Origin of the sequence: Sphingomonas larreae (genome assembly GCF_051400595.1) — a bacterium.
In the GTDB taxonomy this organism is placed as follows: Bacteria; Pseudomonadota; Alphaproteobacteria; order Sphingomonadales; family Sphingomonadaceae; genus Sphingomonas.
Genome location: NZ_JBLFFI010000011.1, coordinates 17,306 through 40,159 on the forward strand (window position 1 = coordinate 17,306; position 22,854 = coordinate 40,159).

Here is a 22,854-nt window from a genome sequence, read left to right on the forward strand (position 1 = left end):
GGGATGGCCGGAGGGGATAGGAGCACCCGACGATGCCCGCTCAAGATAGGTGCGGCCTCCAAATAAAGAAAGTCCTTTTTTGAATGAGTCGTGAGTCGCAGTGAGGGCGCGTTCATCGGCGCGAGATGACGCAAGCCGTCGGCGGTTAGTCCGACACGAGACGAGAAGTTTGCTTGATAGAATCCTGCCGTTCCATTTGATGTCGTTGTGACGGCCGACGTGCCGAGAGTGGTGTCAGCAAAGCCACTGCCACTAAAAAGATCGACCACAAACTGGGTGCTTGAGCTTAGCGGCATCAGGTGAAACGCCGCGAAATCGATACCGTTGAGGCCAGCAGTAAAGGACTGACCAAAGCTAGTTCCAGCCGGCCTGAACGTAAATTGCTCTTGTGCAGACTGGTCATCTCGCTGGTCGATTGTTATAGCCGCCAACGCTGGTACAGGCGCCATTCCAATCGATAGCGCTCCGATGCCGATTGTAAGTAACTTCCGCATTGCCCCCGCCCCCTGCAGTGTTGGAACCGGGGAAGTATCACGGGGAAAATGTCGAGTCGTTTGCAATGAACGCCTTGAAATGGGGCAGGCGTCTCTGCGTAGCGAAGCGCTATAGCGCTGAGGCAAGCGACAAGGCGGCGTGTCAAGCCCGAGCATAGGCCGCGATATTAAGGTTTCGTATCAGCTCGTCCACAGGCGCTCAGAGATGCAGCCCGGCGCTGTAGCTCAGCGGACAGCGTCTCGGTCTCGCGGTCGCCCGTCTCGGCCGAGGCGCTCAGGAGGGCTTGTCGCAGGCCGTCATCGTCTTCGGGCACGAACGCGCTGCCGCCGTTCGGCGCAGTGACGAGGACGTACCAGTAGCGAGGCGCCTCGCGATCCGTTCGGTCGAACTTGCTGTAGCGCGACTCCCCTCGTGCGACGCGCGCGACGTCGCCGGCTCGTGGGCCGCCATAAACGAGGAAGTGGCGGCTCGACCCTCCTACAGATCTGCCCGATGCTGCTTGACGTATGGGAAGAGCGCAGTGTGGCGTCCTTCTGCATCGCTGCTGAACGGCGCGCGCTCAACCTTCTCGATGTAAACACGAGCGTACTCGAGATTGGCAGCGCTTACCCGAGCTTGGAGTAGCGCGCGCTCGGACTTGCCCATCGCTCAAATCCTCGTTCCGCGCCGAAAATCAATCGTAGGCGCTGGGTAAAGCATCACTACCTGTTCATCGTTAACTAACCGTTGAAATGTTAGCCCTAACACATCGCGCAGGGTGACGAGTCGAAAGGAGCCAAGAGGGCGAAAATGCTATTGAACCCGTACAACGAGGGGCGGCTTATTGGGTTGAAGGCGCATGGTTGCGTCGATGACTGCCCCTACATGTCAGACCTTTTATCGAGCGAGCGGGAGGACTGGATGCGCGGCTTTGCGGCTGGTCGAAGCCGTCGCGGCTTTCAGACGAAAGCTTCTCCGCTTATGCTTGCAAGCCGCAGAGCCGACAGGTCAGGCGCGGCCGCGCTGGCCTGAGCGGGGGCGAGTCGTCGGGCATGGGGCGGGGCTAGCTCAGCCCGGTGTGAGCGCTAGGCGCGTGGGTCATCACTTCACGCCAGTCGTTCGCAAGCTTGGCATCGCGCCTTTGCCGAACGATCCGATCTGCCCGAATCTCACATTCTAGCGCTTGGAGCCTGAGGGTCTCGGTATCTGAGCTGTCGCTGAGTCCACGAGCGATGCGGCGGCAGCGTTCGGCTTCTCGGCGCAGACATATCGGGTCATCGATCAGCATATAGTCCGTCCAAGCTGTTCGCGTTCGACGGCGGTAGAGATGAGGAACGTATACAGAATGAAGGGGCTTGCCAAAGGAACTAAGTTAATCTCGATTTGATGCTTTCATCATTCGCGAGGTTGGTGGTGACGGAACGCGAGTCGATGAAACAGGTCCGCGCCTTCTCGTATCAGCGCTTCAGTAGCCCGTCGCAGGCGGATGGTGACAGTCTCGCGCGCCAATCCTCACTCGCCAAGGCGTACGCCGACGAGCACGGTTTGCTGCTGGACGACAGCCTTACATACTGCGACCTGGGAGTGTCTGGCTTTCGAGGACAGAATGCGACCCATGGTGCATTGGCTTGCTTCCTGGAGGCCGTGAGATCCGAGCGGATCGCGAAAGGCAGCGTCCTACTTATCGAGAGCCTCGATCGGCTCAGCCGCGACAACATCCTGCGCGCACAAGCCATTCTCACCGACCTGATCGCCTCGGGTATCCAAGTGGTGTCGTTAGCGGATCGGCGGCTCTACTCCGTGGAGAGCCTCACCGCCGAGCCGCTGGGGCTGATCTACGCGCTTATCGTGTTCATGCGAGCAAACGAGGAAAGCTCGACCAAGTCGCTCCGAGCGCGTGAGTCATGGATCCGGCGGAGAGAGGCGGCGCGATCGACGGTGATCTCGACCAGGGTGCCGGACTGGCTCACGGTGGAAGGAGGTCGCATCGTACCGGTGCCTGAAAGGGCGGACGTGCTCAAGCGCATCTTCGACATGGCGCTGAACGGCATACCAGCCAAGCAGATCGCGATCATGCTGAACTACGGTCAGCTACCGCGCTGGCAGCAGGCAGATAGGGCTTGGACCCGCGCCACCGTTCAGACCCTGTTGAGCAATCCCCGGGTCACAGGCGCGCTCCCGTTGTTCGTCTCGACCTACGACGATGGAGCGGAACGGCGGGTGCCAACCGACGTGCTCGCCGGCTACTTCCCAAACATCGTCGACCCAGCCATCTTCCTTTCTGTTCAAGCTCGAGTGGCGCGGTGGCTGCAAGGCGGAAATGCCGCGAAGTCGAACGCCTTCGCAAACCTTCTGGTGTGTGCGGGCTGTGGCGCTGACGTCCGCTTTCAAATCGTCGGTCGGTCAGGGCGGCCTGTTCTAGTCTGCGCCGCTGCTCAGATAGCGCATAACTGCTCCGCTCCAGAGATCGATTACGAAGCGTTCCAGGCGCGCGCTGGAGCGGCGTTGTGCGAGTGGGTGAACGAGGATCTGCTTTGGGCGGGTACGAACGCAATGAATGCACTTGCCGCACCCATCGCCGAGAAGCTGGACGGGTATGCGAGGTTGCTGCCCGCGTTGGTGGCCGAGCATGGGCTGGAGCGAGCGACGAAGCTCGTAGCGGATCCTGTGGCAGCTCTTGAGGACGAACTCGACGGAGCGTTGTTCGAACAAGGCGGTGAGCAGGCGAGATTGATCCGCGACTGCTCGATCGTCCTTCAGTGCACTGAGAAGGGTATGCACTCGCTGCGTAGTCGTGTGGATTACAACGCTGCGTTACACCGGCTCTTCACCTCAGCCGTGACCGATCTGCGCTCCGGCGCGGCCACCTTCTATTCTCGTTCGATGCTGGAGCTGCGGCTCGCTCCCGACTAGAGTCATTATGACGAGCCTTTGCGCGTGCACCGTTCGTGCCGGTCACGGCATGACGTGCTCCCCGCAGCTTCACCAGTCGTGACCTGCCGCCGGAGTTGACAAGAGGATGATACGCGCGCTCTTGACCCTTAATTGACTTATTAGCGCTGCACTCAAGCAGCCTTTGCTGCATGCTTAAGCCATCCTTATTTAGAATGTGGACTATGGCACGCTGCCTTCTCTTTGTTTACTTCTTCACGGCCGTATCGCACGCTCTGAGTTGGTTCTTTCAAGTTGCCGCCGCTGTGACCGAACTTACCTCCCTTCGAAAACTTAGCCGTGTTGTCAGAGTGGTCACCGCGGCAACCCTCGAAGGCGGTCAACGCCATGATGCTTGATGTCCTCGCGGCGGTCGCACGCAGGGACTATGAGGATCGGCGTCGCCGCCAGGCCGAGGGCACCGCCAAGGCGAAGGCGATTGGTCTTTATAGAGGCCACCCGCGAACAAATCCCGCAACGCCGCAATCTCGTCCCCTGCTGAGCGACGGCCGCAGCTGGCGGGAGATCATGGATGCGACCGGATGCAGCCGCACCTTGCTGGCAAAGATCGCTCGCGATCGCCGGCTGCTCAGAGCTGAGCCGGGCGCCGAGATGGCTAACTAGAGGGCGGGCGCCCTCCCCTGCCCCTCCATCATCCGCTTGTAGGGATTGAAGCGCCTGGCCGACTGCCCGATCAGGGTACCGCCAATGGGACATGTTCGATGACGCCAGGAACAGCCACCCGGTTCAATCGCGCGGTTGATTGTGCGGCACGATATGCATATATTGTGCACCTACACAGCGGAGCAGGGCAGTGGCGACAGCTTTCCAGGTCGATGAGCAACGTGCCTCGCAGCTGGCGTCCAGCTTCGTGGCGAGCTTGCAGGAGCCCAGAACCCCTCACATTTCTCCCAAGCGGGTCGCCTTAGCTTTAGGCGTTCAGCTGTCCCGACTGGCAGAGATCGCCGGCGTTCACCGTAACACGCTCGCCAATCCTGCGTCGGAGCGGCTGCAGGATCGGCTTCGCGACATGGTGCGCGTGATCATGGCCGCAAGCGAGCTCACCGGCAATATTGAGCAGGCGGTCTACTGGTTCAGAAACGAGCCGATTGTCACCCTCAAGCGCAAGACGGCCGCCGAGTTGGTCGCTGGCGGCCATACTGATGCCGTGCTCGCGCATCTGTCCGAGCTCCTTGATGGAGCCAACGGCTGATTGTGTTGCGAGGGAGGCTGGGACCAGCAAACTTCTACCGCCATCTCACACCGAAGTGGGCCTATCTGCCGCTTAGCGGGGCGGGAGCGGCAAACGTAGGTGGACGCTTCAATCGGCCGGGCGTCGAGGCGCTGTACCTGTCCAAGTCGCCCGGGACAGCCCTGGCCGAGTACATGCAAGGCTCAAGCTTGCCCCAGCCGGCGACGCTGGCCGCCTATGAGATAGATCTGCTGGACGTCATCGACTTGTCCGGCGGCTTCGACGCAGGCGTATGGGCTTCCCAGTGGGCAAGCTGGAATTGCGATTGGCGCTGGATTGCCCGCGTCGAGCGTCGCTCGCCACCGTCGTGGCAGCTTGCCGATGAGGCTATACGTTCCGGAGCAGCTGGTGTCCTCTTCCCTTCGACTCATGACGAAACTGGAACCAACCTAGCCATCTTCAGCGCGAGCCTGACCGACGCCGATCAGGTTAGCGTGCACGACCCAGACGGCATGCTGCCGAGGGATCAGCGTTCTTGGGAAACCTGAAATGGTCACAGCGGTTCCTTGTAACCGTTGTGTTCGCCGAACAACGGTCAACGTCACGTCAAGCGGGTGCGATGTTGAGGTGCGGCATAGCACCCCGCCGGTGCGGGTCCGATGATCGAGTGTCGTCTTGCAGGCGAAGCGGGCGGTAAGCTCGCGTCTTGGTAGACAAAAGCCGAAAGGCTCGTTCGCTACCTGATCCAATAGCAGTCACTCCCGACGCCCTACCCGCCTCCCACCTTCGGTCGCTCGTTCATCTGCGGGAGCAAGCGTCCAGGTGCCTCCCGTCGATTGCTGGCAGAACCGTCGCACAGATGCTGCGTCGAGTTCGATCGCAACCCTCCCAACCTCTCCTCCGGTCATTGCAATCCGAAAAGCTGAGAAAGGTCAGGCTCGACCGATCCACACGCGCGACGCCGCCGCCGGCGCCGTCGCGCTCCTGGCCGTCACATAATCAGGCGAGCCGTCAGGACGAAGCGGCGCTCCTGCTCGAGGAAACTGGCGGGCAGTTCCGCACCGCTACCGATCAGGATGTACTCCTTGCGCTGCGTATCCAGCAGGTTGTTGACGTTGACGCCGAGCTGGACGTTGCGGGTGACGAAGGCGTTCACCGACAGGTCGAACTGTCCGTAATCGCGGACGTAGCGCTCGGCGCCGAACTGGCGCCCCACGTTGTCGTCGCGCAGATAGGCGCTGCGCCAGGCGTAGGCGAGCCGCGCGTCGATCCCGGCATGATCATAATAGAGCACCGCGTTGGCGCTCTTCTTCGACAGGCCCGGCAGTGGCGTGGTGCGCGACACGCCGTCGGCGCTGCGCACGCTCGCCTTGCTGTCCGCGTAGGTGAAGTTGAGGATCGTGCCGAAGTAGCTCAGCGCGCCGGGCAGGAAGAAGAAGGGCGACTGGAGCCCCGCCTCGAGCCCGTGGATCGTCGCGCTGTCGCCGTTGGTGGGTTGGGTGAAGGCGATGATGCCGCTGGTCGGCAGGCCGGTCTCCTGATCGGGGAAGCTGGCCAGCTCCGACACGGTCGTCTGCGAGATCAGCGAACCGATCTGCTTGGCGAAGCCGTTGATCGTCAGCAGCGCGCCCGGGTGGAAATACCACTCGAAGCCGAGATCTTCCTGGTCGGCCAGATACGGCCGCAGGTTGGGATTGCCGCGGTTGCCGGTGCGCGGCCCCGAGTTGATCGTCGTCGCCGGGCTCAGCTGATCGAGCGTGGGGCGCGTCATCGCACGCGAGTAGGTGCCGCGGATCAGCATGTTGGGCGCGACTTCCCAGCGCGCGTTGATGGCGGGCAGGAAGTTGGTGTAGCGCGCGTCGACGTTGCTCGGGGTCAGCTCGGTGCCGATCAGGCCAAAGCCGTCCGACGACGTGTCCGTCACGATCACGCGCAGCCCGGCGTTGACCGACAGCGCGCCCATCGTGAAGTTGCCCTGGAGGTACCCGCCGTAGGTCTGCTCCACCACCTGGAAGGAGTTGAGCTGATCGCCCTGCGGATCGGTCGCGAACTGGTCCGAGGTGAACGGGTCCAGCCCCGGGTAGATCGTCTGGATCAGCTTCTCACGATCGACCGAGAGGATGCGATCGGGCGTGGTCGCATTGCGCACGCTGAACGGCAGCGTGGCCGCGAACGCACCGAGGCCGAGCGGGCTCGCGCCGAGCAGTTCGGCACCGTTGTACAGCCCGACGTTGCGCGCCTGCTGGCGCGAAGTGCGGTGGGTGTAGCGCGCGCCGGCCTGGACGCTGGTAAGGCCGGGCACGCCCTCGAACTCGCGCGTCGCATCGACGCGGCCGACATATTCGTCGATCGTGTTCACCGCGCGGTTGAAGATGAAGACGTTGTAGCCGAAACGATCGGGGTTGCTGCTGAAGTCGGTCGCGGTGGAAGAGAATTGCGGCACGTCGCCATCGACGCGATAGGTCACGTCGGCGCCGTAGGCGGCGAAGGAGTAGAGGTCGAGCTCGTTGCTTGAGCGTTGGTGCGCGTAGCTGAAGCCCGGCGTGATCGTCAGATGATCGGCCGCCTCCCATTTGACGCGCAGCGTGCCCTGGTAGACCTTGTTCTCTTGCGGCTGGTAGCTGTAGCCAACGCGGTTCTGGATATTGTGGAAGGTCGCCTGGGTGACCGCGCCATTCTCGATGACATAGTCGGTCGGCGCCTGATTGCCGGGCGAGCTGGTGCCGTCGGCGAAGAAGCTGGTCCCCTCGATCGGCGCGTCGGGGCGATCGTCAATCTGCGTTCCCTTGCGCCGCGCGTAGAGGAAGTCGGCCGTGAGCTCGAGCCGCTCGGTCGGACGCGCCTGTCCGGCGACCGTGACGCCGAGATTCTCGCGCTTCTGCTGGTAGCTGTAGAAGGCGGTGGTGCGCGGCGTGGCGGCGTCGAGCAGCGTTGCCGGCGCAGTGGCGAGCACGTCAGCCGAGGCGATGTTGCGGAACGCGACCCAGGGGCCGAAGTCCACCTCGTTGGTGCGGAAGTCGGTCTTCGAATAGGCCGCGGCGACGGTGATGCCGTAGCGGTCGTCCCAGTTTTGGCTGACGAGCCCGAACACGCGCGGCACCGCCTTACCCTTCTGCCCGATCGTGGCGCCGCCCGTGGCGGTGGCGCGGAAGCCGGGATTGTCGAAGGGCTTCGGCGTCTCCTGCAGGATCGTGCCGGCGAGCCCGCCCTCGACGGTGCTGGCGGTCGGCGACTTCTCGACCGTCACCTTGGCGAACAGCTCGGGGGCGAGGACGCTGAAGTCGAAGCCGTTGAGCGCGGTGCCGCCGTTGATCTCGCTCCGGGTGAACTGCGGGCCGAGGCCGCGCAGGTTGATCGTCTGCCCCTCGCCGTTGACCGAGCGGTCGATCGTGATGCCGGGCACGCGCTGGAGCGACTCCGCCAGGTTGTTGTCGGGGAACTTGCCGATGTCCTGCGCCGAGATCACGTCGACGACCGAGATCGAGCGGCGCTTGTCGGCGAGCGAGCGCTCGATCCCGGCCCGCAGGCCGGTAACGACCACGTCGGTGCCCTCCGCCTCTGAGGGCGCGATCTCGGCGCCATCGGTGGGGGCGTTGGCGCCGATCGTCTGCGCCTGTGCGCCAGCGCTGCTCGAGACGATCGCGCTACCAATGAGGAGGGTTCGACGCAGTCGGCGGTATGCACAGCTCTTCATGTTAGCCCCCTATTTCGTTTTCATCGCTGTTCGTCACACGGTTGCCTGCTGCTCCTGCAGTGCGCCGCCAGCGCCGCCGGGCCGAGCAGCACTCCCGCCCTCTGCTCTGTCGCCCTCCACTCCGTCGAGCCGATGGCCCGCTCTCGGCGGCGCGCTTTCTTTCGCTGTGCTATCTCTTCCGCAACATAGCCGTCAATTAGAAAAGAAGCGAAAGCTCGCGAGTAATGCTAGATGCTGATGCCGACAGGGACGGCGGCGCAACAAACGTGCGGCACCCGCGCTTCCTCGGTCAGCCTGGCTCACGGACAGGCGGCAGCTTAGTGCGGGCAGAAATCCTTGGACAGAAGCCCGCTCTTTGCCGAGCCTCGAAGGCGCGCAAGTAGCCGAGGCGGCGCGCGACCATCGCGCCGACAGAGCGCGACGCCGACCAGCGCACCCATGCCACGGAGCGGATGTCCTAGCGCCGCGCCGCGGTCCCCTCCCCGCCGCCGCGCAACGCCGCTTCCGCCCAGGTCGTGACGAGCGGCAGGTCGGTGGCGTGCCCGACCTTGCGCGTGACCAGTTCGACCACGCGTGCGCCTCGCAGCTCGGCACGCAGCGGGCGCGCCGCCATGCCGAAGCGCACCGCGCCCGAGCGCGCGAGCAGCCGTCCGTCCCCGTAGACCAGGAACTCGGCGGCGTCGCGCGTGTCGCGGGTCGAGTCGTCGACGCCGACCAGCGCCTCGAACCGATCGGCGCCGCGCGCGCGTACCTCGAGCCGCGACTGCGCCAGCACGCCGAGGCCGGTGTCATAGCTGCGCCCCGCGACCTGGAGCGTCTGGTCATAGGGTGTGGCGTCGGCCTGCGCGCCGCCCCAGCCGGCGTAGGTCGGGCGCTCGCCGGTGTCGCGCGTGCCGCTCCATTGCCCCATCATGCGGTGCACCACCGGGTCGGGCTCGGGCGCGACCACGCCGTCGACCGCGACGTTGACGTCGCCGGGCACCTCGGAGAGGTACATGCCGCCGCGCAGCCGTCGCGTGCCGCTCACCTCAAAGACGCGGCTCTCGCGCGGCGCCAGCGTGAACGTGGTCTCGCCGGTGAAGGGTGCGAGCGGGCGCCCGCTCCACAGGTCGCGCATCGTGATGGGCGCGTCGGTCGCGAGCTTGAGCTGCGCAGCGGTGAGGTTCATCTCCGCCGGGGCCAGCCCGCGGTTGAGTAGGACGACCGCCTTGTGGCCGTTGCTCAGCGTCTTCACGATCGTCTGCACATCATCCGAGGTGTAGGCGATCACGCCCTGGTGGCCGCCCGGGTCCTGGTTGACGCGCACGATGTCGGCATTGCCCCAGATCCTCATCAGGCTGTCGGGCGCCTGGCGCAGGTCATAGCCGATGAACAAGGGCGCGTTGATGATCGCCCAGAGCGCGAAATGCGTGCGCGCCTCGGTGAGGTGCTGCGCGTCGAAGTCGCCCTGCCCGATGAACAGCATGTCGGGATCGTTCCAGGCGCCGGGCTTGGCGTAAAGCGCGCGGGTCGACGCGCTGTCGAACGAGTGGAGCATGCGCGTCCAATGCGGCGTGATGTCCTGGCTGGTGCGCCACATCTGGCCGACCTCCTTGCCCCATCGGCGCACGTCGGCGCTGCCCCAGGTACAAAGCGCGAGGATCGAGTTGCCGTCTGCCCGGTAGCGCGCGATCGCGGCCGCGACCGCGGCGTAGAGCGAGCGCACCTGCGCCACGTCGGTGCGGTTGATCGAGGCCTGGTCGACCAGCGGCGGGAACGCGCGATAGCCGTTCTGCACTACGACGGGCGCGCCGGGCGCGTAGACGTTGATCCCGCAGGCATCGACCTTGAGATAGTCGAAGCCCCAGTCGCGGAAATAGAGCGCCACGTCCTGGTCGACATGGCCGTAGAGGCCGACCTCGCGCTCCGCCGTCGTGCCCTCGGGCAGGTTGGGCGAGTGAAGGTCATAGGCCTGCGAGCAGGCGTTGCGCCCGATGTCGCTGTACAGCCCGGCCTTGAGCCCCATCGCGTGGAGCCGGTCGGTGAAGGGACGAAAGCTGCTGTCACCGCCCGCGACCGCGGCGGAGGGGAAGATATGCGTGCGGATCATCAGCCGCCCGTCGCCGGTGCGGCGCTTGAGCCACCAGCCGTCGTCCACGTTGACGTAGCGATAGCCGAGCTTCGCCAACCCGCTGTCGACCAGCTTCTGCGCGGCGCCGAGTACCTTGGCCTCGTCCACCTCGGTGCGGAAGGCGTTCCACGAGCTCCACCCCATCGGCGGCGTGCGGGCGGCGGCGTGCTCGGGCGCCGACCAGCGCCCGGTCGGGGCGAGCGGGTCGGACGCGGCCGCGGCCGCCGCGGGACCGGCGAGCACGACGGCGAGCGCGGCAAGGGACAGGTTCGGCAGGCGCATCGGACAGGACCTCGCTGTTCGCCACATCATAGATTTTTCTCCGGCGCGGGAGAGGGCCGGAGACGACACCCGCTCGCTCCGCCGTGCTCCGGCGAACGCCGGAGCCCAGAGCCACGCGCGCCCGCGCCTAGCCACCGGGCTCCTGCGTGCGCAGAATCACTCCAGCGGTCCAGGATGGTCAATCGCTACCGTAGCGCCAGATGCCGCGCGTACAGCGCCGCGCCATAGCCGGGCGCGTGGAGCGGCTCGACCGCCGCGCACCCAGCCGCCTCTAGCCCCGCCGCGAACGCGTCGCGCACCGCTGGCACATTGGCGAGCACGCCGCCCGACCAGGACACCGCCATCCGCTCCGCCGGATCGAAGCCGAGCCGCGCGCGCAGCGCGGTCGCGAGCAGCACCAGCTCGGCCGCCGCGTCGTTCAGGATCGCGCGTGCGGCGATGTCACCCGCGTCAGAGGCGCGCGACACCAGCGCCGCGAGCGCGGCGATCTCGCCGCGCGCCATGCCGCGCGGACCCATCACGCGCTCGCACAGCGCCAGGTCGTCGTCGAGCGCGAGCGCCTCGCGCAGTAGCGCGTGCAGCGGGCCGACTAGGGCACGCCCGTCGCTCATGCGCGAGAAAGCGGCGAGTCCGGCGCGCGCGATCCAATAGGCCGAGCCCTCGTCGCCGAACACCTCGCCCCAGCCGCCCGCGCGCGCGCCGCGGCCGCCGCGCTCGCCATAGGCGATCGAGCCCGTGCCCGCGACGACGTTGATGCCGTCAGCGCACGCCAGCGATCCCGCCCAGCCGCACACCATGTCGTTGTCGCAGCGGTAGCGCGGGTGGCCGAGCAGGTCGCGCACCGCGGCGTCGAGCCGCGGGTCGACGGCGCTGTCCTCGCCGAAGGCGGGCAGCCCGAGGAAGACGTGGTCGAGCTGCGCGGGCGCGGCGCCGATCTGGGTGCAGACGGCGCTCACCCCCTCGGCGATGCGCCGCACCGCTTCCGCCTCACCGACCTCGAGGTGGTAGGTCGTCCCCGTCACCGCGCGCGCGATCACCGCGCCCGCGGCGTCGATGCAGACGAACTCAGTCTTGGTTCCGCCCCCGTCGACGCCGAGGTAGCGGCGCGCGCTCATGCCTCCTCGGCGTGGATCCGCACGCCCTGCACCACGCGGTTGACGGTGCCGCTCGCATTGGGCTGGTCGGGCGTGAGCCCGAGCGCGAGCGAGACGTGGAGCGCGAACAATTGCGCCGGCACGATGTAGGGGAACAGCAGGTCGGCGTCCGGCGAGTTGTCCATCCCGGCGAGCACGATCGTGGCGCCTTCGTCCGCCCGCGCGGATATTACCGCCACCTCGCCGGCGCGCCCGTCCGCGCGCAGCTCGGCGACCATGTCGAGGTCGTAGCGACGCGTCAGCGGGTCGTTGGCGACGAACACGACCGCCAACGTGCGGTCGGTGATGATCGTCTTGGGGCCGTGACGGAAGCCGAGCGCGCTGTCGAAGGCGGTGACGACCGCGCCGTCGCTCAGCTCCATCAGCTTGAGCGCGGCCTCGCGCGCCAGCCCGGTGAACACGCCGCTGCCGAGATAGACCACGCGGTCGAACCCGCGCGCGGCCAGCGCCGCGGCGACCGGCTCGGCGCGCGTCAGCATGTTCTCCACGCCGGCCGCGATCGGCTCGATCCGCGCGTCCATCGCGGCGATACCGCCGAGCGCGGACAGTGCCGCCAGCGTCATCGCGGTGAAGCTCGATGTCATCGCAAAGCTGCGGTCGTGCGTCGGCTCGGGTAGCACGATGACGTGTGCGCGAGGACCGTCGCGCCGCGCCAGTTCACCCTCGGCGTTGCACGTCACGATCAGATGGTGCGCCTGGGCGACGCGCCGGTCGACCAGCTCGACCGCGGCGACGCTCTCGGGGCTGCTGCCCGAGCGGCCGAACGACACCAGCAGCGTCGGCGCGTCGGCGCGCAGGTGCAGCTCGGGCGCGCCGACGATGTCGGTGGTGGCGATCGCCTCGACCGAGCGGCCGAGCGCGCGCGACAGCCACGGCGCGAGGCACTCGCCGATGAAGGCCGAGGTGCCAGCGCCGGTCAGCACGATACGCAGCTCGGGACGCGCGAGCAGCGGCGCGAGGAACGCCTCGATCTTGCCGCGCGCGTCGCTCAGCAGCTTCTGGGTGGCGCGCAGCGTGGCGGGCTGCTGCGCGATCTCGCGGCGCGTCCAGGAGGAGTCGCCGGGCTCCGCGGCCGGGGCGGCGATCATCGTGTCAGTCATGGGGAAAACAGGCTCCGTGATAGGCGTCGAGCGTGGCGCCGATCTGCGCCATCACGAGCTCGGCAGGGTCAAGGCCGGCGCGGCCGGCGCGCACCGCGGCATAGGCCGCGGGCAGATACTGGCTCAACAGCGGCAGCGGCGGCGGGGTCTCGCGCAGGTTGGCGAACAGCCGCTCCTGCGCCGCTGCGATCGTCGCGTCGGGCCAGTAATAGCGGATCCGGTCCGACAGGCTGTACTGCAGCTGCAGGTCGAGCGCGGGGCCGGTGGCGTGGTAGTATTTCGCCCAGTTCTTCGGCTCCGCGCGCAGCCGCTCGAGCGTGACGGCGCGCAGGTTCGCGCGCGCGCCCTCGGCGACCGTCTCGCGCTCGATCGCGTCGAGCGCCCAGAGCGCCTCGCGCAGCGCGAACGTGACGCCGGGGCCCACCTTGAGGATCGCGAAATGGTCGCGCACCAGCGCGGCGAGCGCCTGCGGCGTCTGATAGTCGGTCGAGTGCGCCTCGTAGACGAGATGCGGCACCGGCTCGATCGCGCGGCTCAGCGCGACCGCGCGCTCGGGGCGATAGTCGACCACCTTGTCATGGTCGAACTCGACGCCGGGCTGCACCACGGCGGCGATCACGCGCTCCCAGGCGTCGGCGAGGCCGGCAGCGCGGAACAGGTCGCGGTGCATGTCGACGGTGGCGATCGCCGCTTCGGGATCGGTCACCGCCAGCTCGTCGAGGTCCTCGGCGGCGCCGCCGGGCACGGGCACCTCGGTGCCGATGATATAGACCGGGGCGGACGCGGGATCGCCAGCGAAGGCGTCCTCCGCGGCGCGGCACAGACGCGCGGCGCGCTCGGCGATGGTCCGCTCGGGCAGCGGCACGGCATCGTCGGCGCAGCTCATCGAACAGTCGAGGTGGATCTTGGCGAAGCCGGCGCGGACGTAATCGGCGACCATCACCTCAGCCTTGTCCAACGCCTCCGCCGCGGGCAGTGAGGTCCAGGCGTTGGGGCCGAGATGGTCGCCGCCGAGCACCAGCCGCTCGAGCGGAAAGGCGACGTGTGCCGCGATGCGCTCGACGAAGGCGCGGAAGTCTGCCGGGACCATGCCGGTATAGCCGCCGTCCTGGTTCACCTGGTTGGAGGTCGCCTCCACCAGCGCGAAGGGGGCGTCGTGCGTCAGCGCGTGGCGCAAGGCCGCCTCGATCACCAGCGAGTGCGCCGAGCAGACCGAGGTCACGCCGACGCGCTCTCCCGCCTTATGCCGGTTCACCAAGTCGAGAAGTATCTGCACGTGCGTCTCCCTTTACGCGGCCGGCATAACGCTAGCCGCAGCAGAACACAAGAAAGCGAAACTTAGCGAAACTAAATTGCGGCGGCCGTGGGTTCGGCCTCGGTCTCGGCATCGGCTGCGTCGGGCTCGATCGCGAGGAGCAGCGAGGCGGTGAGCGCGAGCACGATCCCGAGCGTCTTGAGCGGTCCGGGCACGACATGAAGCACCGCGAGCGAGATCAGCGCGGTGGCGAGTGGCGCGCCCGCGTTGGCGAGCGGCGCGACGATGATAGCCTTGCCGTAGCGGAAGGCGAACACCAGCGTCAGCGCGCCGATCGCGTTGAGCAGCTGGATCGCCGAGGCCAGTCCGGGCCCGTCGAGCCCCCAGTTGATCGCGCGGCCCCCACCCTCTCCGAAGTCGGTCATCGCCCAGGCCACCGGGGCGAGCGCGAGCCCCGACAGCGTCATGTAGACGAAGATGCTCTCCGCCGAGGTGACGTGGTTGGCCGCCTTCATGAAATAGGCCTGCACGCCCCAGCACAGCATCACCGCCACCGCGGGCAGCAGCCACGCCGCCGAGGCTCCCGCGCCGCCCGCGCCGGGCGCGAAGTCGAAGGTGGGCAGCGCCAGCAAAGCGAGCAGGATGCCCAGCGCCCCCAGTCTGCCGGTGCGCTCCCCCATCAGCAGAAAGGACATCGTGATCGTCACCACCGGCGACAGCGAGATGATCGGAAAGATCAGATAAGCCGGGCCGCGCGCCACCGCGTAGAACAGCAGCATCTGCCCGCCCGCGCCGAGCAGCCCGACCGCCAGCCCATAGCCGATCGCGCGCGGTGAGCGGTCGAGCCGCCAGCCCGCCTGCTTCAGCACCACCAGAGCGGGCGGCACCATCGTCAGCGCCCAGACGACATAGACCAGGGTCTCGGGAAAGTCGCGCTGCGGCGACAGGCCCGAGAAAGCACCCCACACGCCCCATAGCACCACCGTGACGAGCGCGTTGACGAGCCAGCCGCGCCCCGCCGGCGCCGCCGCGCTCATGCCGCGCCCCGCGCGACCGGGGTGGCGCGCACCAGCAGCGCGCGCTCGAACGTCGCCGTCAGCGTCGGCTTGGCGCGCGAGGCGGTGCCGAGCGAGCGGCCGGTGAAGCCGTCCACCAGCGCGTAGTTCCCCTCGCCCAGACCGCGCAGAGCGATCGGTCCGGACCAGCGATCGGCGTAGAAGGCATAGTGGAGCGCACCGTCCTTCGCGATCGCGTGCGCCTCGGGCTTGTCGAAGCCAATGTCATAGAGCCCGCCGAGATACTGCCCCTTGGGCAGCAAGTGCTCGCGGTAGAGTGCGATCCACTTGCCCCACAGCGCCTCCTTGGCGGGCGTGAGGACGAACCCGCCCGGCGGCAGTTTCTCCATTGGCTTGGGCGTGTCGCGCGGCCAGGTGAACTTGGTCGAGGGGATCGCACCGATGCCATAGGCGGAGGCGAAGTCGTCACCGCCGTCGCTCAGCTCGACATGGTCGCCCGAGTAAGGCGCGGACGGGCCCATCAGCGCCTTGAACGTCTTGCCCTTCAGCCGGATCTGCCAGGACGACAGCGGGTCGGAGGCGGGCGTGTTGTTGGTGGCGGGCAGGTTGTGGAAAGCGAAGCTGTCGCCGCACGGGCACAGCTCGACCACCGCCTCGGGATTAGCGGCGACCGCCTCGTCGTGGATCGCCCTCCAGAAGTCCTGCAGCTTCTCGCTCGATTCCTCGGGATGCGCGTGATGGTGCGCGGGATTGTAGCAGGGTGCGACGCCGTTGAGATGCTGGCCGTCGAGCTTGAGCCCGTCATAGCCCCAGTCGGTGACGATGCGGCGCACCAGCGCGCGGAAATAATCGACCGTCGGCTGATACGCCGGGCAGAGCGTGAAGGCGTTCCAGAAGCTGACGTTCTGCGCCGAGCCGTCACGGTCGAGCAGCAGCATGTCGGGATGGTCGCGCAGCAGGTCGGTGCCGGGGTCGACCGCGAGCGGCGCGAGCCACAGCCGCGGCCGCATGCCGTCCGCCTTGATGCGATCGGTGAAGGCGCGCATGTCCGCGTCCCCGCGCGGGAATTTCGCGGGGTTGAGCTTCCAGTCTCCCTCCGCGGTCTGCCAGCCGTCGTCGAGCACCGCCCATTCGAAGCCGAGCGCCTTGGCCTTGGGCAAGGTGCCGTAGACCTGGTCGAGCGTGAATTCGCGCTCATAGCCCCAGGCGCACCAGATCGGCCCGTAGCTCGACTCGGGGATCGCCGGCGCCGCGACGCCGCGCTCGGCCATTAGCCGGCGATAGGCGTCGAGCGGGCGGAAATGATCGCCGGTGTGCGCCATCAGGAAAGCGGTGGGCAGCGTCAGCGTCGCACCCGGCGCGAGCAGCGCGGGCTGGTCGCCGCTCAGCCCGATCCGGGTGGCGCCGGGCTGCGCGGCGACCGGCAGCGCGACCTGGCGCGGGCTGGTCTCGAGATGGCCGACCGCGAGGCCGACGTCGCGCCGCCACACCACCGCGACGGGCGTTCCGCCGCCATAGTCGGAGGCGTTCATCCCCATGAAGTTGCGCTGCTCGAACCCGGGCGCGACCTTCTGCACCCAGTCGCGCCGGTCGGGGTAGGAGGCGCCCGCGAACGTCCAGGCACCGTCGGCGTGCGCGGTGAGATCGTGCGTCGCGACGCGCCAGCCGGCGATCGCCAGCGGCGCCGCGCCGGTGTTGCGATAGCTTACCTCATAGAGCGCGAGACCGGGATAAGCGTCGAGGAAGGTCACCGCCACGGTCTGCTCGACCTGCCCGCCCGCAGTGGCGCGCAGCAGGTGACGCCGCCCCCTGCCGTGCGGCCCCGCCGCGGACTCCTCGTGATGATCGAGCAGCAGGAAGCTGCCGAGCGGCGCGGCGCCAGCGAGGAACAGCGCCTCGGGCTGCGCGCGCGGCGTGATCGCCTGGCCGCGATGCGCGACTGTGGCGCGCATCGCACCGTCATAGTCGATCGTCAGCGTGCCGTCGCTCAGCCGCACCCCCGCGGGCGCGGCCGCCCAGACCGCGTCGCCGAGATCGGGCAGCGCCACCGCCGCGCCGCCGACGAGCAGACGGCCGAGCATGGATCGGCGCGTGACGGAGGTGAACGGCATCGCTGACTCTCTCCTGTGCGGCTCGCAGGCCGGTGAGAAAGAGCTTGCACCAACGCGAACGGGCGCGCAAACGAAAACCGCAACATTAACGCGCGTTTTCTTTCGTTGCGCGCGAGTGGGAGAGAGACGATGAGCCTTACCGCGGCCCTGCTGATGGCAAGCGCGGCGACGTCCGCGGCGCATTACACCGAGGCCGACTTCGCGCGCGTCGCCAAGTTCGACTCGCATTTTCATGCCAACGTCGAGGACCCGCGATTTCTCACACTCGCCAAGCGCGACCGCTTCGATGTGCTGTCGATCAACGTCGACTATCCGGACTTTCCCCCGCTCGCGCGGCAGGCCGCGATCGCGCGGACGATGCGCGCCGCCGACCCGGCGCATTTCCGCTACGCCACCACCTTCTCGATGGCGGGCTTCGGTACGCCGGGCTGGACCGAGCGCACGATCGCGCAGCTCGACCAGGCCTTCGCGCGCGGCGCAATTGCGGTGAAAGTGTGGAAGAACATCGGGATGGTCGCCAAGGACGCGAGCGGCAAGCGCGTCTTCCTCGACGATCCGCGGCTCGACGGCGTGATGGCGCATCTCGAGCAGCGTGGCATCCCGCTGATCGCGCACCAGGCCGAGCCCAAGAACTGCTGGCTGCCGCTCGACCAGATGACGACCGACAACGACCGTGAATATTTTAAGGCGCACCCCGAATATTATATGTACCTCCACCCGGAGGAGCCGAGCTACGAGGCGCTGATGGCGGCGCGCGACCGCTTCGTCGCGCGCCACCCGAAGCTGGCGTTCGACGGCGCGCACATGGCCAGCCTGGAGTGGAGCGTCGACGAGCTGGCGCGCTTCTTCGACCGCTATCCCAACACCGTGATCGACCTCGCCGCGCGCCTGTCCAACCTCCAGGTCCAGTCGAACGCCGACCTCGCGAAGGTGCGCGCCTTCTTCATCAAGTACCAGGACCGCATCCTCTACGGCACCGACCTCACCGACAGCCCCCCCGACCCCGCGGCGCGCGCGCAGAACCCGCCCGCCACCAGCGACTTCCCCAAGGAGGCCGACCGCGTCTGGCGCGCCGACTGGCGCTATCTCGCGACGCCGCTGCCGCAGCGCGTCGAGGCGATCCGCGCGGACGCCAAGGGCCTCAACCTGCCGCGCGCGGTGATCGACAAGATCTACTGGGGCAACGCGCGGCGCTTCTTCCATCTGGGGGGATGAAGTGGCGGGGCGGAGCTGGCACGCCCGTTCGCCTAAGACTCACCGTCATCCCGGCCTTGTGCCGGGATCCAGTCGTCCGCGGCGGCAACGGGCTGCGGGTACGCGGCGCCGTGGATCCCGGAACAAGTCCGGGATGACGGGGGAGGAATGAGGCGCGCGAGCGAGCCCGCACCATCTCGCGCTCCTGCGCACGCAGGAGCCCAGAGCCAAATACGGTGGTGCGATTGGCCCTGGGTTCCTGCGTGCGCAGGAACACGGCGCGCGAACTCCCGCCCCTCACGCCACGTGCAGGCGGAACCCCAGCCGCTCGGCCGCGGCCTGCAATCCTTCGGGCGCGCTGGCGTCGGTGACGAGGTCGTCGATCTCGGCGACGTTGAGGATGCGGTGGAGACACACGCGCCCGAACTTGGACTGGTCGGTCACCGCGATCACCTGCTGTGCCGCGCGCACCATCTTGCGGTTGAGCATGGCCTCGGGCTCGTAATGCGTGGTGATGCCGCGCTCGAGATCGAAACCGTCGACGCCGAGGAACAGCTTGTCGACGTGCAGGTCGTCAAGCGCGGCCTCGGTCTGCGCGCCGTAGAAGGCGCGGTTGCGCCGGCGCAACGCGCCGCCCAGCATCACCACGCGGATCCGCTCCTTGCGCGCGAGCGCGCAGAGGATGTCGAGGTCGTTGGTGAGGACGGTGATCTCCTCGTCGTCGGGCAAATGGTGCGCGATCTGGAGCGTCGTCGTGCCCGAGTCGAGCACCACCGACTCGCCTGGTCGCACCATCGCCGCCGCCAGCGCGCCGATCCGCGCCTTCTCGTCGACGTGCGCGGCGCGTTTCGCTTCCACCGCGGGCTCGGCGATCACGTTGACTGCGTCGGCCACGATCGCGCCGCCGTAGGAGCGCTCGGCCACGCCGCGTTTGGCGAGGAAATGCAGGTCCTTGCGGATCGTCTGCATCGACACGCCGAAGCGCTCGGCGAGCGGCGCCACCTGCACGCTGCCGCGCTCGCGCACCATCGCGCTGATCTGCTGCCGTCTGCCGCTGGTGTCCCGTACCGTGGACATCGCATCCTCCCGTTCGCGCACCGGCTTACCAGCCGTGACCGGCGGCTACAATGCTCCGCCAAGGTTTCGTTTCTTTTCTATTTGACAGTATTGCTACGCTCACGATAGCAAGTCGCAACGTTTCGCACCCGGTGCGGGGAAGAGGGAGAGTGGCGATGACGCAGCTGCAGCACGGGCGCGGCAAGATCCTGGCCGGCGCGAGCCTGGTCGCCCTGCTCATCGCCGGCCAGGCAGCGGCGCAGGACGCCACCGCCCCGGTCGACGACACGCAGCAGTCCTCCACCGCCTCGCCCGACCCGCAGGCGGTGCTCTCCGACCCGTCGCAGCAGCCCGGCGAGACCGGGCAGCTCGATGGCCCCGTGACCACCGGCGGCGACATCGTCGTGCGCGGCGTTCGCGGCAGCCTGCTCCGCTCGATCCAGGCCAAGCGCAACGCCGACACGATCGTCGACGCCATCTCCTCCGAGGAGCTCGGCAAGTTTCCCAACCGCAACGTCGCCGAGGCGCTCGCCAACATCCCCGGCGTGACGGTGGGGCGCGACGGTCGCGGCGAGGGTCGCGACATCACCGTGCGCGGGCTCGGCTCCAATTTCGCGATCACCACGCTCAACGGCCGCATCCTGCCGACCGACGGCACCGACCGCTCGTTCCAGTTCGACGTGCTGCCCTCCGAGATCATCTCGGGGGCCGAGGTGAAGAAAGCGGTGCGCGCGTCCGAGCTGGAGGGCAGCATCGGCGGCAACGTCGACCTGCGCACCGCGCGACCGCTCGACCGCCCCGGCTTCCACGCCTCCGCCGCGCTCGAGGGCCAGTACAACGACCTGGTCGACAAGGGCGGCTACAAGGCCAGCGGCGTCGTCAGCACCACCTTCGCCGACGACACGATGGGACTGCTGGTCGGCGCCAGCTACAACAAGTACAAGTTCCGCACCGATAATCTCGGCGAGTATTCGATCACCGACGGGACCGAGGCGGGCTATGGCCTCGACTTCAACCGCGACGGCAAGGTCGATCCCAACGCCGCCGGCCCGGCCTATATCTGGCCGGATTACTACAGCGTCGGCTATGTCACCGGTGAGCGCGAGCGGATCGGCGCGGCGGGCGCGTTCCAGTGGAAGCCGTCGAGCCGCTTCGAGCTGACCATCGACGGCGTCTACAGCCACTTCGACGTCACCCAGAACAATTACCGCTCGTCCAACTATCTTAACCCGCTCGGCGACGACGGCGCGCCGCGCTGGGACCCGGCGTCGATCTCGGTCGACCGCAACAACGTGGTCACCGGCTTCGCGATTAACGACCTCGTCTCCGAGGTGCTGACCACCGACGAGCCGCGGCAGAGCCAGACCTATCAGATCGGCGGCCGCATCGACTGGCGTCCGTTCGACCAGCTCAAGCTCGCCTTCGACGGCTATTATGGCAAGGCCACCAACAATACCGGCGGGCGCAATCGCTTCGTCGTCGCGGGCGTCCCCGGCGCCTCGGCGACCTTCGCGACGCGCGACAACGGCCTGCCCGATCTTGCGATTACGCTACCAGGCGGCCGCACGATCGACCAGGCCACCAACGACGACTATCGCGCACACTATATCGGCATCCAAGGCCAGGACGTCTCGGACGAGATCAAGAGCGGCAAGATGGACGGCGAGTATCGCGTCGACAACGGCGCGTTCAAGGCGATCAGCTTCGGCGCCGCCTGGACCGATCGTCGCAAGAACGTCACCACGGTCGACAATCAGTACACCACCTCGTGCAACTATTGCGGCTACCCCTTCACCTTCGGGCAGATCGGCGCGGACGTGGTGCGCCCCGGGCAGGGCAACATCCTGAGCAAGCTGCCGGGCAACTTCCCGCGCAACTTCCCCAATTTCGACATCGACACCTATCTCGCGGCCTTGCCCCGCGCCGACAACAACCCGGCGGTGCTCAACCCCAACAGCTGCCTCGATGCGAGCGGCGCGACGATCGACGGCTGCGCGCTGTCGCCCTATCCCGCGGGCTATTCGACCCAGATCATCCAGGACGATCTCCCCGCCTCCTACCGCATCCGCGAGCGCACCTGGGCCGGCTATGTCCAATTCAACCTGGCAGGCGAGCGCTGGCGCGCGGACATCGGCGGACGGCTGGTCGCCACCAAGGTGTCGTCGGTGGGCTATGGCGCCTCGATCGCGACGATCATCCCGCGCGCGGGCACGCAGGACAATGCGGTCGCCTTCAACGAGGTCGAGCCGATCACGGGCGGGGGCGACTATCTGCGGCTGCTGCCCGCGGCCAACTTCGCCTATGATCTCTCGGACGGGCTGCGCGTGCGGCTCGCCGCGTCGCAGGCGATCTCGCGCCCGACCTTCGCCGAGCTGTCGCCGGCCAAGGACGCCACCTCGGCGCAGTCGGGCACCTATATCATCTATGACGCGGGCAACCCGAACCTGAAGCCGACCGAGGCCAATCAGCTCGACCTGTCGCTCGAATATTACCCGTCCAACCGCCTCGCTCTGACCGCGGCGGCCTTCTACAAGCATATCACCAATTTCGTCTCGACCGTGCCGCTCGACGTGGTGGTCACGCCGACCGCGCAGCCCGCCAACCAGCAGCAGAACTTCGGCTTCGTCGAATACCAGGTGCGCAACGGCGACAGCGCCGACGTCTACGGCGTGGAGGTCGGCGGCCAGTATTTCCTCGACAACGGCTTCGGCGTGCAGGCGAACCTCACCTACAATCGTTCGCGCGCTACGTCGGGCGACGTCACCACCGACCTGCCCGGCGCCATCCCCTTCTCCGCCAACGGCAAGTTGTTCTACGAGAACCACGGGATCGGCGCGCAGGTGTCGTACAGCTTCCAGTCACGCTTCACCTACGCGCAGTCGGGTAACCTCGCCTATCTGCCGGTGAAGGAGGATCCGTACCACGAGGTCTCGGCGACTCTGTCCTATGACCTGAGCAGCCACCTCACCATCTACGCGCAGGGCTCGAACCTGCTGGGCCAGGCGGTCAAGCGCTTCAACGACCTGCGCAACGTGCCCAACTTCTACGAATATTCGGGCCGCGTGTTCTTCTTCGGGGTGCGCGGCCGGTTGTAAAAGATTTTTGGCAGCCGGCGTCAGCGTCGCAAGTCGGAAGGCACAAAATCGATCCAGCCGCTAGACGACTCATTTTGGGCGCTTGCAGCCCGCTTCTTCTCTCGTCCAGAGGAGACCCAATAACGGTCACTCAAGCCCACCTGCCCGCCGTCCAACTCCAGTCGTTCGTTCACCTTTGCGTCCAGGCTTC

Annotated in this window: 14 protein-coding genes; 6 read left to right on the forward strand and 8 right to left on the reverse strand. The window is 67.2% G+C overall.

The features are described from left to right. Positions 1-1,860: 1,860 nt before the first annotated feature. The 4 genes from ACMGDM_RS20010 to ACMGDM_RS20025 all read left to right on the forward strand — a co-directional run bounded on the left by ACMGDM_RS20010 (position 1,861) and on the right by ACMGDM_RS20025 (position 5,145). Positions 1,861-3,387: a recombinase family protein gene (locus ACMGDM_RS20010; protein ID WP_436805900.1), complete on the forward strand. Its 1,527-nt coding sequence runs from the start codon at positions 1,861-1,863 to the stop codon at positions 3,385-3,387. Positions 3,388-3,753: 366 nt separating this feature from the next. Beyond that, a complete protein-coding gene (locus tag ACMGDM_RS20015) occupies positions 3,754-4,029 on the forward strand; it encodes a hypothetical protein (RefSeq protein ID WP_436805901.1) in 276 nt (91 codons plus the stop codon). Between the two features lie 190 nt (positions 4,030-4,219). Continuing rightward, positions 4,220-4,618, forward strand: a complete 399-nt coding sequence (locus ACMGDM_RS20020) for a hypothetical protein (protein WP_436805902.1) — start codon at positions 4,220-4,222, stop codon at positions 4,616-4,618. Positions 4,619-4,620: 2 nt separating this feature from the next. Then, on the forward strand, positions 4,621-5,145 hold the full coding sequence (locus ACMGDM_RS20025) for an RES family NAD+ phosphorylase (protein ID WP_436805903.1): 525 nt from the start codon (positions 4,621-4,623) through the stop codon (positions 5,143-5,145). A 443-nt stretch (positions 5,146-5,588) separates the two neighbouring features. On the opposite strand, the gene ACMGDM_RS20030 is transcribed toward ACMGDM_RS20025, so the two are convergent. From ACMGDM_RS20030 to ACMGDM_RS20060, 7 genes are all read right to left on the reverse strand, one after another. Continuing rightward, entirely contained in the window at positions 5,589-8,291 is a 2,703-nt protein-coding gene (locus ACMGDM_RS20030) for a TonB-dependent receptor (RefSeq protein WP_436805904.1), read from the reverse strand. A gap of 457 nt (positions 8,292-8,748) precedes the next feature. Next, the gene (locus tag ACMGDM_RS20035; RefSeq protein ID WP_436805905.1) at positions 8,749-10,683 is read right to left on the reverse strand and encodes an NPCBM/NEW2 domain-containing protein; all 1,935 of its coding nucleotides are present in this window, start codon (positions 10,681-10,683) and stop codon (positions 8,749-8,751) included. 185 nt (positions 10,684-10,868) lie between these two features. Then, on the reverse strand, positions 10,869-11,798 hold the full coding sequence (locus ACMGDM_RS20040) for an N-acetylglucosamine kinase (protein ID WP_436805906.1): 930 nt from the start codon (positions 11,796-11,798) through the stop codon (positions 10,869-10,871). Next, entirely contained in the window at positions 11,795-12,937 is a 1,143-nt protein-coding gene (locus ACMGDM_RS20045; protein WP_436805907.1) for an SIS domain-containing protein, read from the reverse strand. Before ACMGDM_RS20045 ends, ACMGDM_RS20040 begins: the two co-directional genes overlap by 4 nt. Then, on the reverse strand, positions 12,930-14,213 hold the full coding sequence (locus tag ACMGDM_RS20050; protein WP_436805908.1) for a D-tagatose-bisphosphate aldolase, class II, non-catalytic subunit: 1,284 nt from the start codon (positions 14,211-14,213) through the stop codon (positions 12,930-12,932). Before ACMGDM_RS20050 ends, ACMGDM_RS20045 begins: the two co-directional genes overlap by 8 nt. A gap of 71 nt (positions 14,214-14,284) precedes the next feature. Further along, positions 14,285-15,229, reverse strand: coding sequence for an EamA family transporter (locus ACMGDM_RS20055; protein WP_436805909.1), 945 nt, complete (start codon positions 15,227-15,229; stop codon positions 14,285-14,287). Continuing rightward, positions 15,226-17,319: a glycoside hydrolase family 36 protein gene (locus ACMGDM_RS20060; protein WP_436805910.1), complete on the reverse strand. Its 2,094-nt coding sequence runs from the start codon at positions 17,317-17,319 to the stop codon at positions 15,226-15,228. Before ACMGDM_RS20060 ends, ACMGDM_RS20055 begins: the two co-directional genes overlap by 4 nt. Before the next feature lie 129 nt (positions 17,320-17,448). Between ACMGDM_RS20060 and ACMGDM_RS20065 the strand changes: the two genes are divergently transcribed. Then, positions 17,449-18,534, forward strand: coding sequence for an amidohydrolase family protein (locus tag ACMGDM_RS20065; RefSeq protein WP_436805911.1), 1,086 nt, complete (start codon positions 17,449-17,451; stop codon positions 18,532-18,534). A 276-nt stretch (positions 18,535-18,810) separates the two neighbouring features. On the opposite strand, the gene agaR is transcribed toward ACMGDM_RS20065, so the two are convergent. After that, positions 18,811-19,590 carry a transcriptional repressor AgaR gene (gene agaR / locus ACMGDM_RS20070; protein ID WP_436805912.1) on the reverse strand — a complete coding sequence of 260 codons (780 nt, stop codon included), beginning with the start codon at positions 19,588-19,590 and terminating at the stop codon, positions 18,811-18,813. Positions 19,591-19,745: 155 nt separating this feature from the next. On the opposite strand from agaR, the gene ACMGDM_RS20075 reads away from it, so the two are divergent. Further along, positions 19,746-22,664, forward strand: coding sequence for a TonB-dependent receptor (locus tag ACMGDM_RS20075; RefSeq protein WP_436805913.1), 2,919 nt, complete (start codon positions 19,746-19,748; stop codon positions 22,662-22,664). Positions 22,665-22,854: the final 190 nt, after the last annotated feature.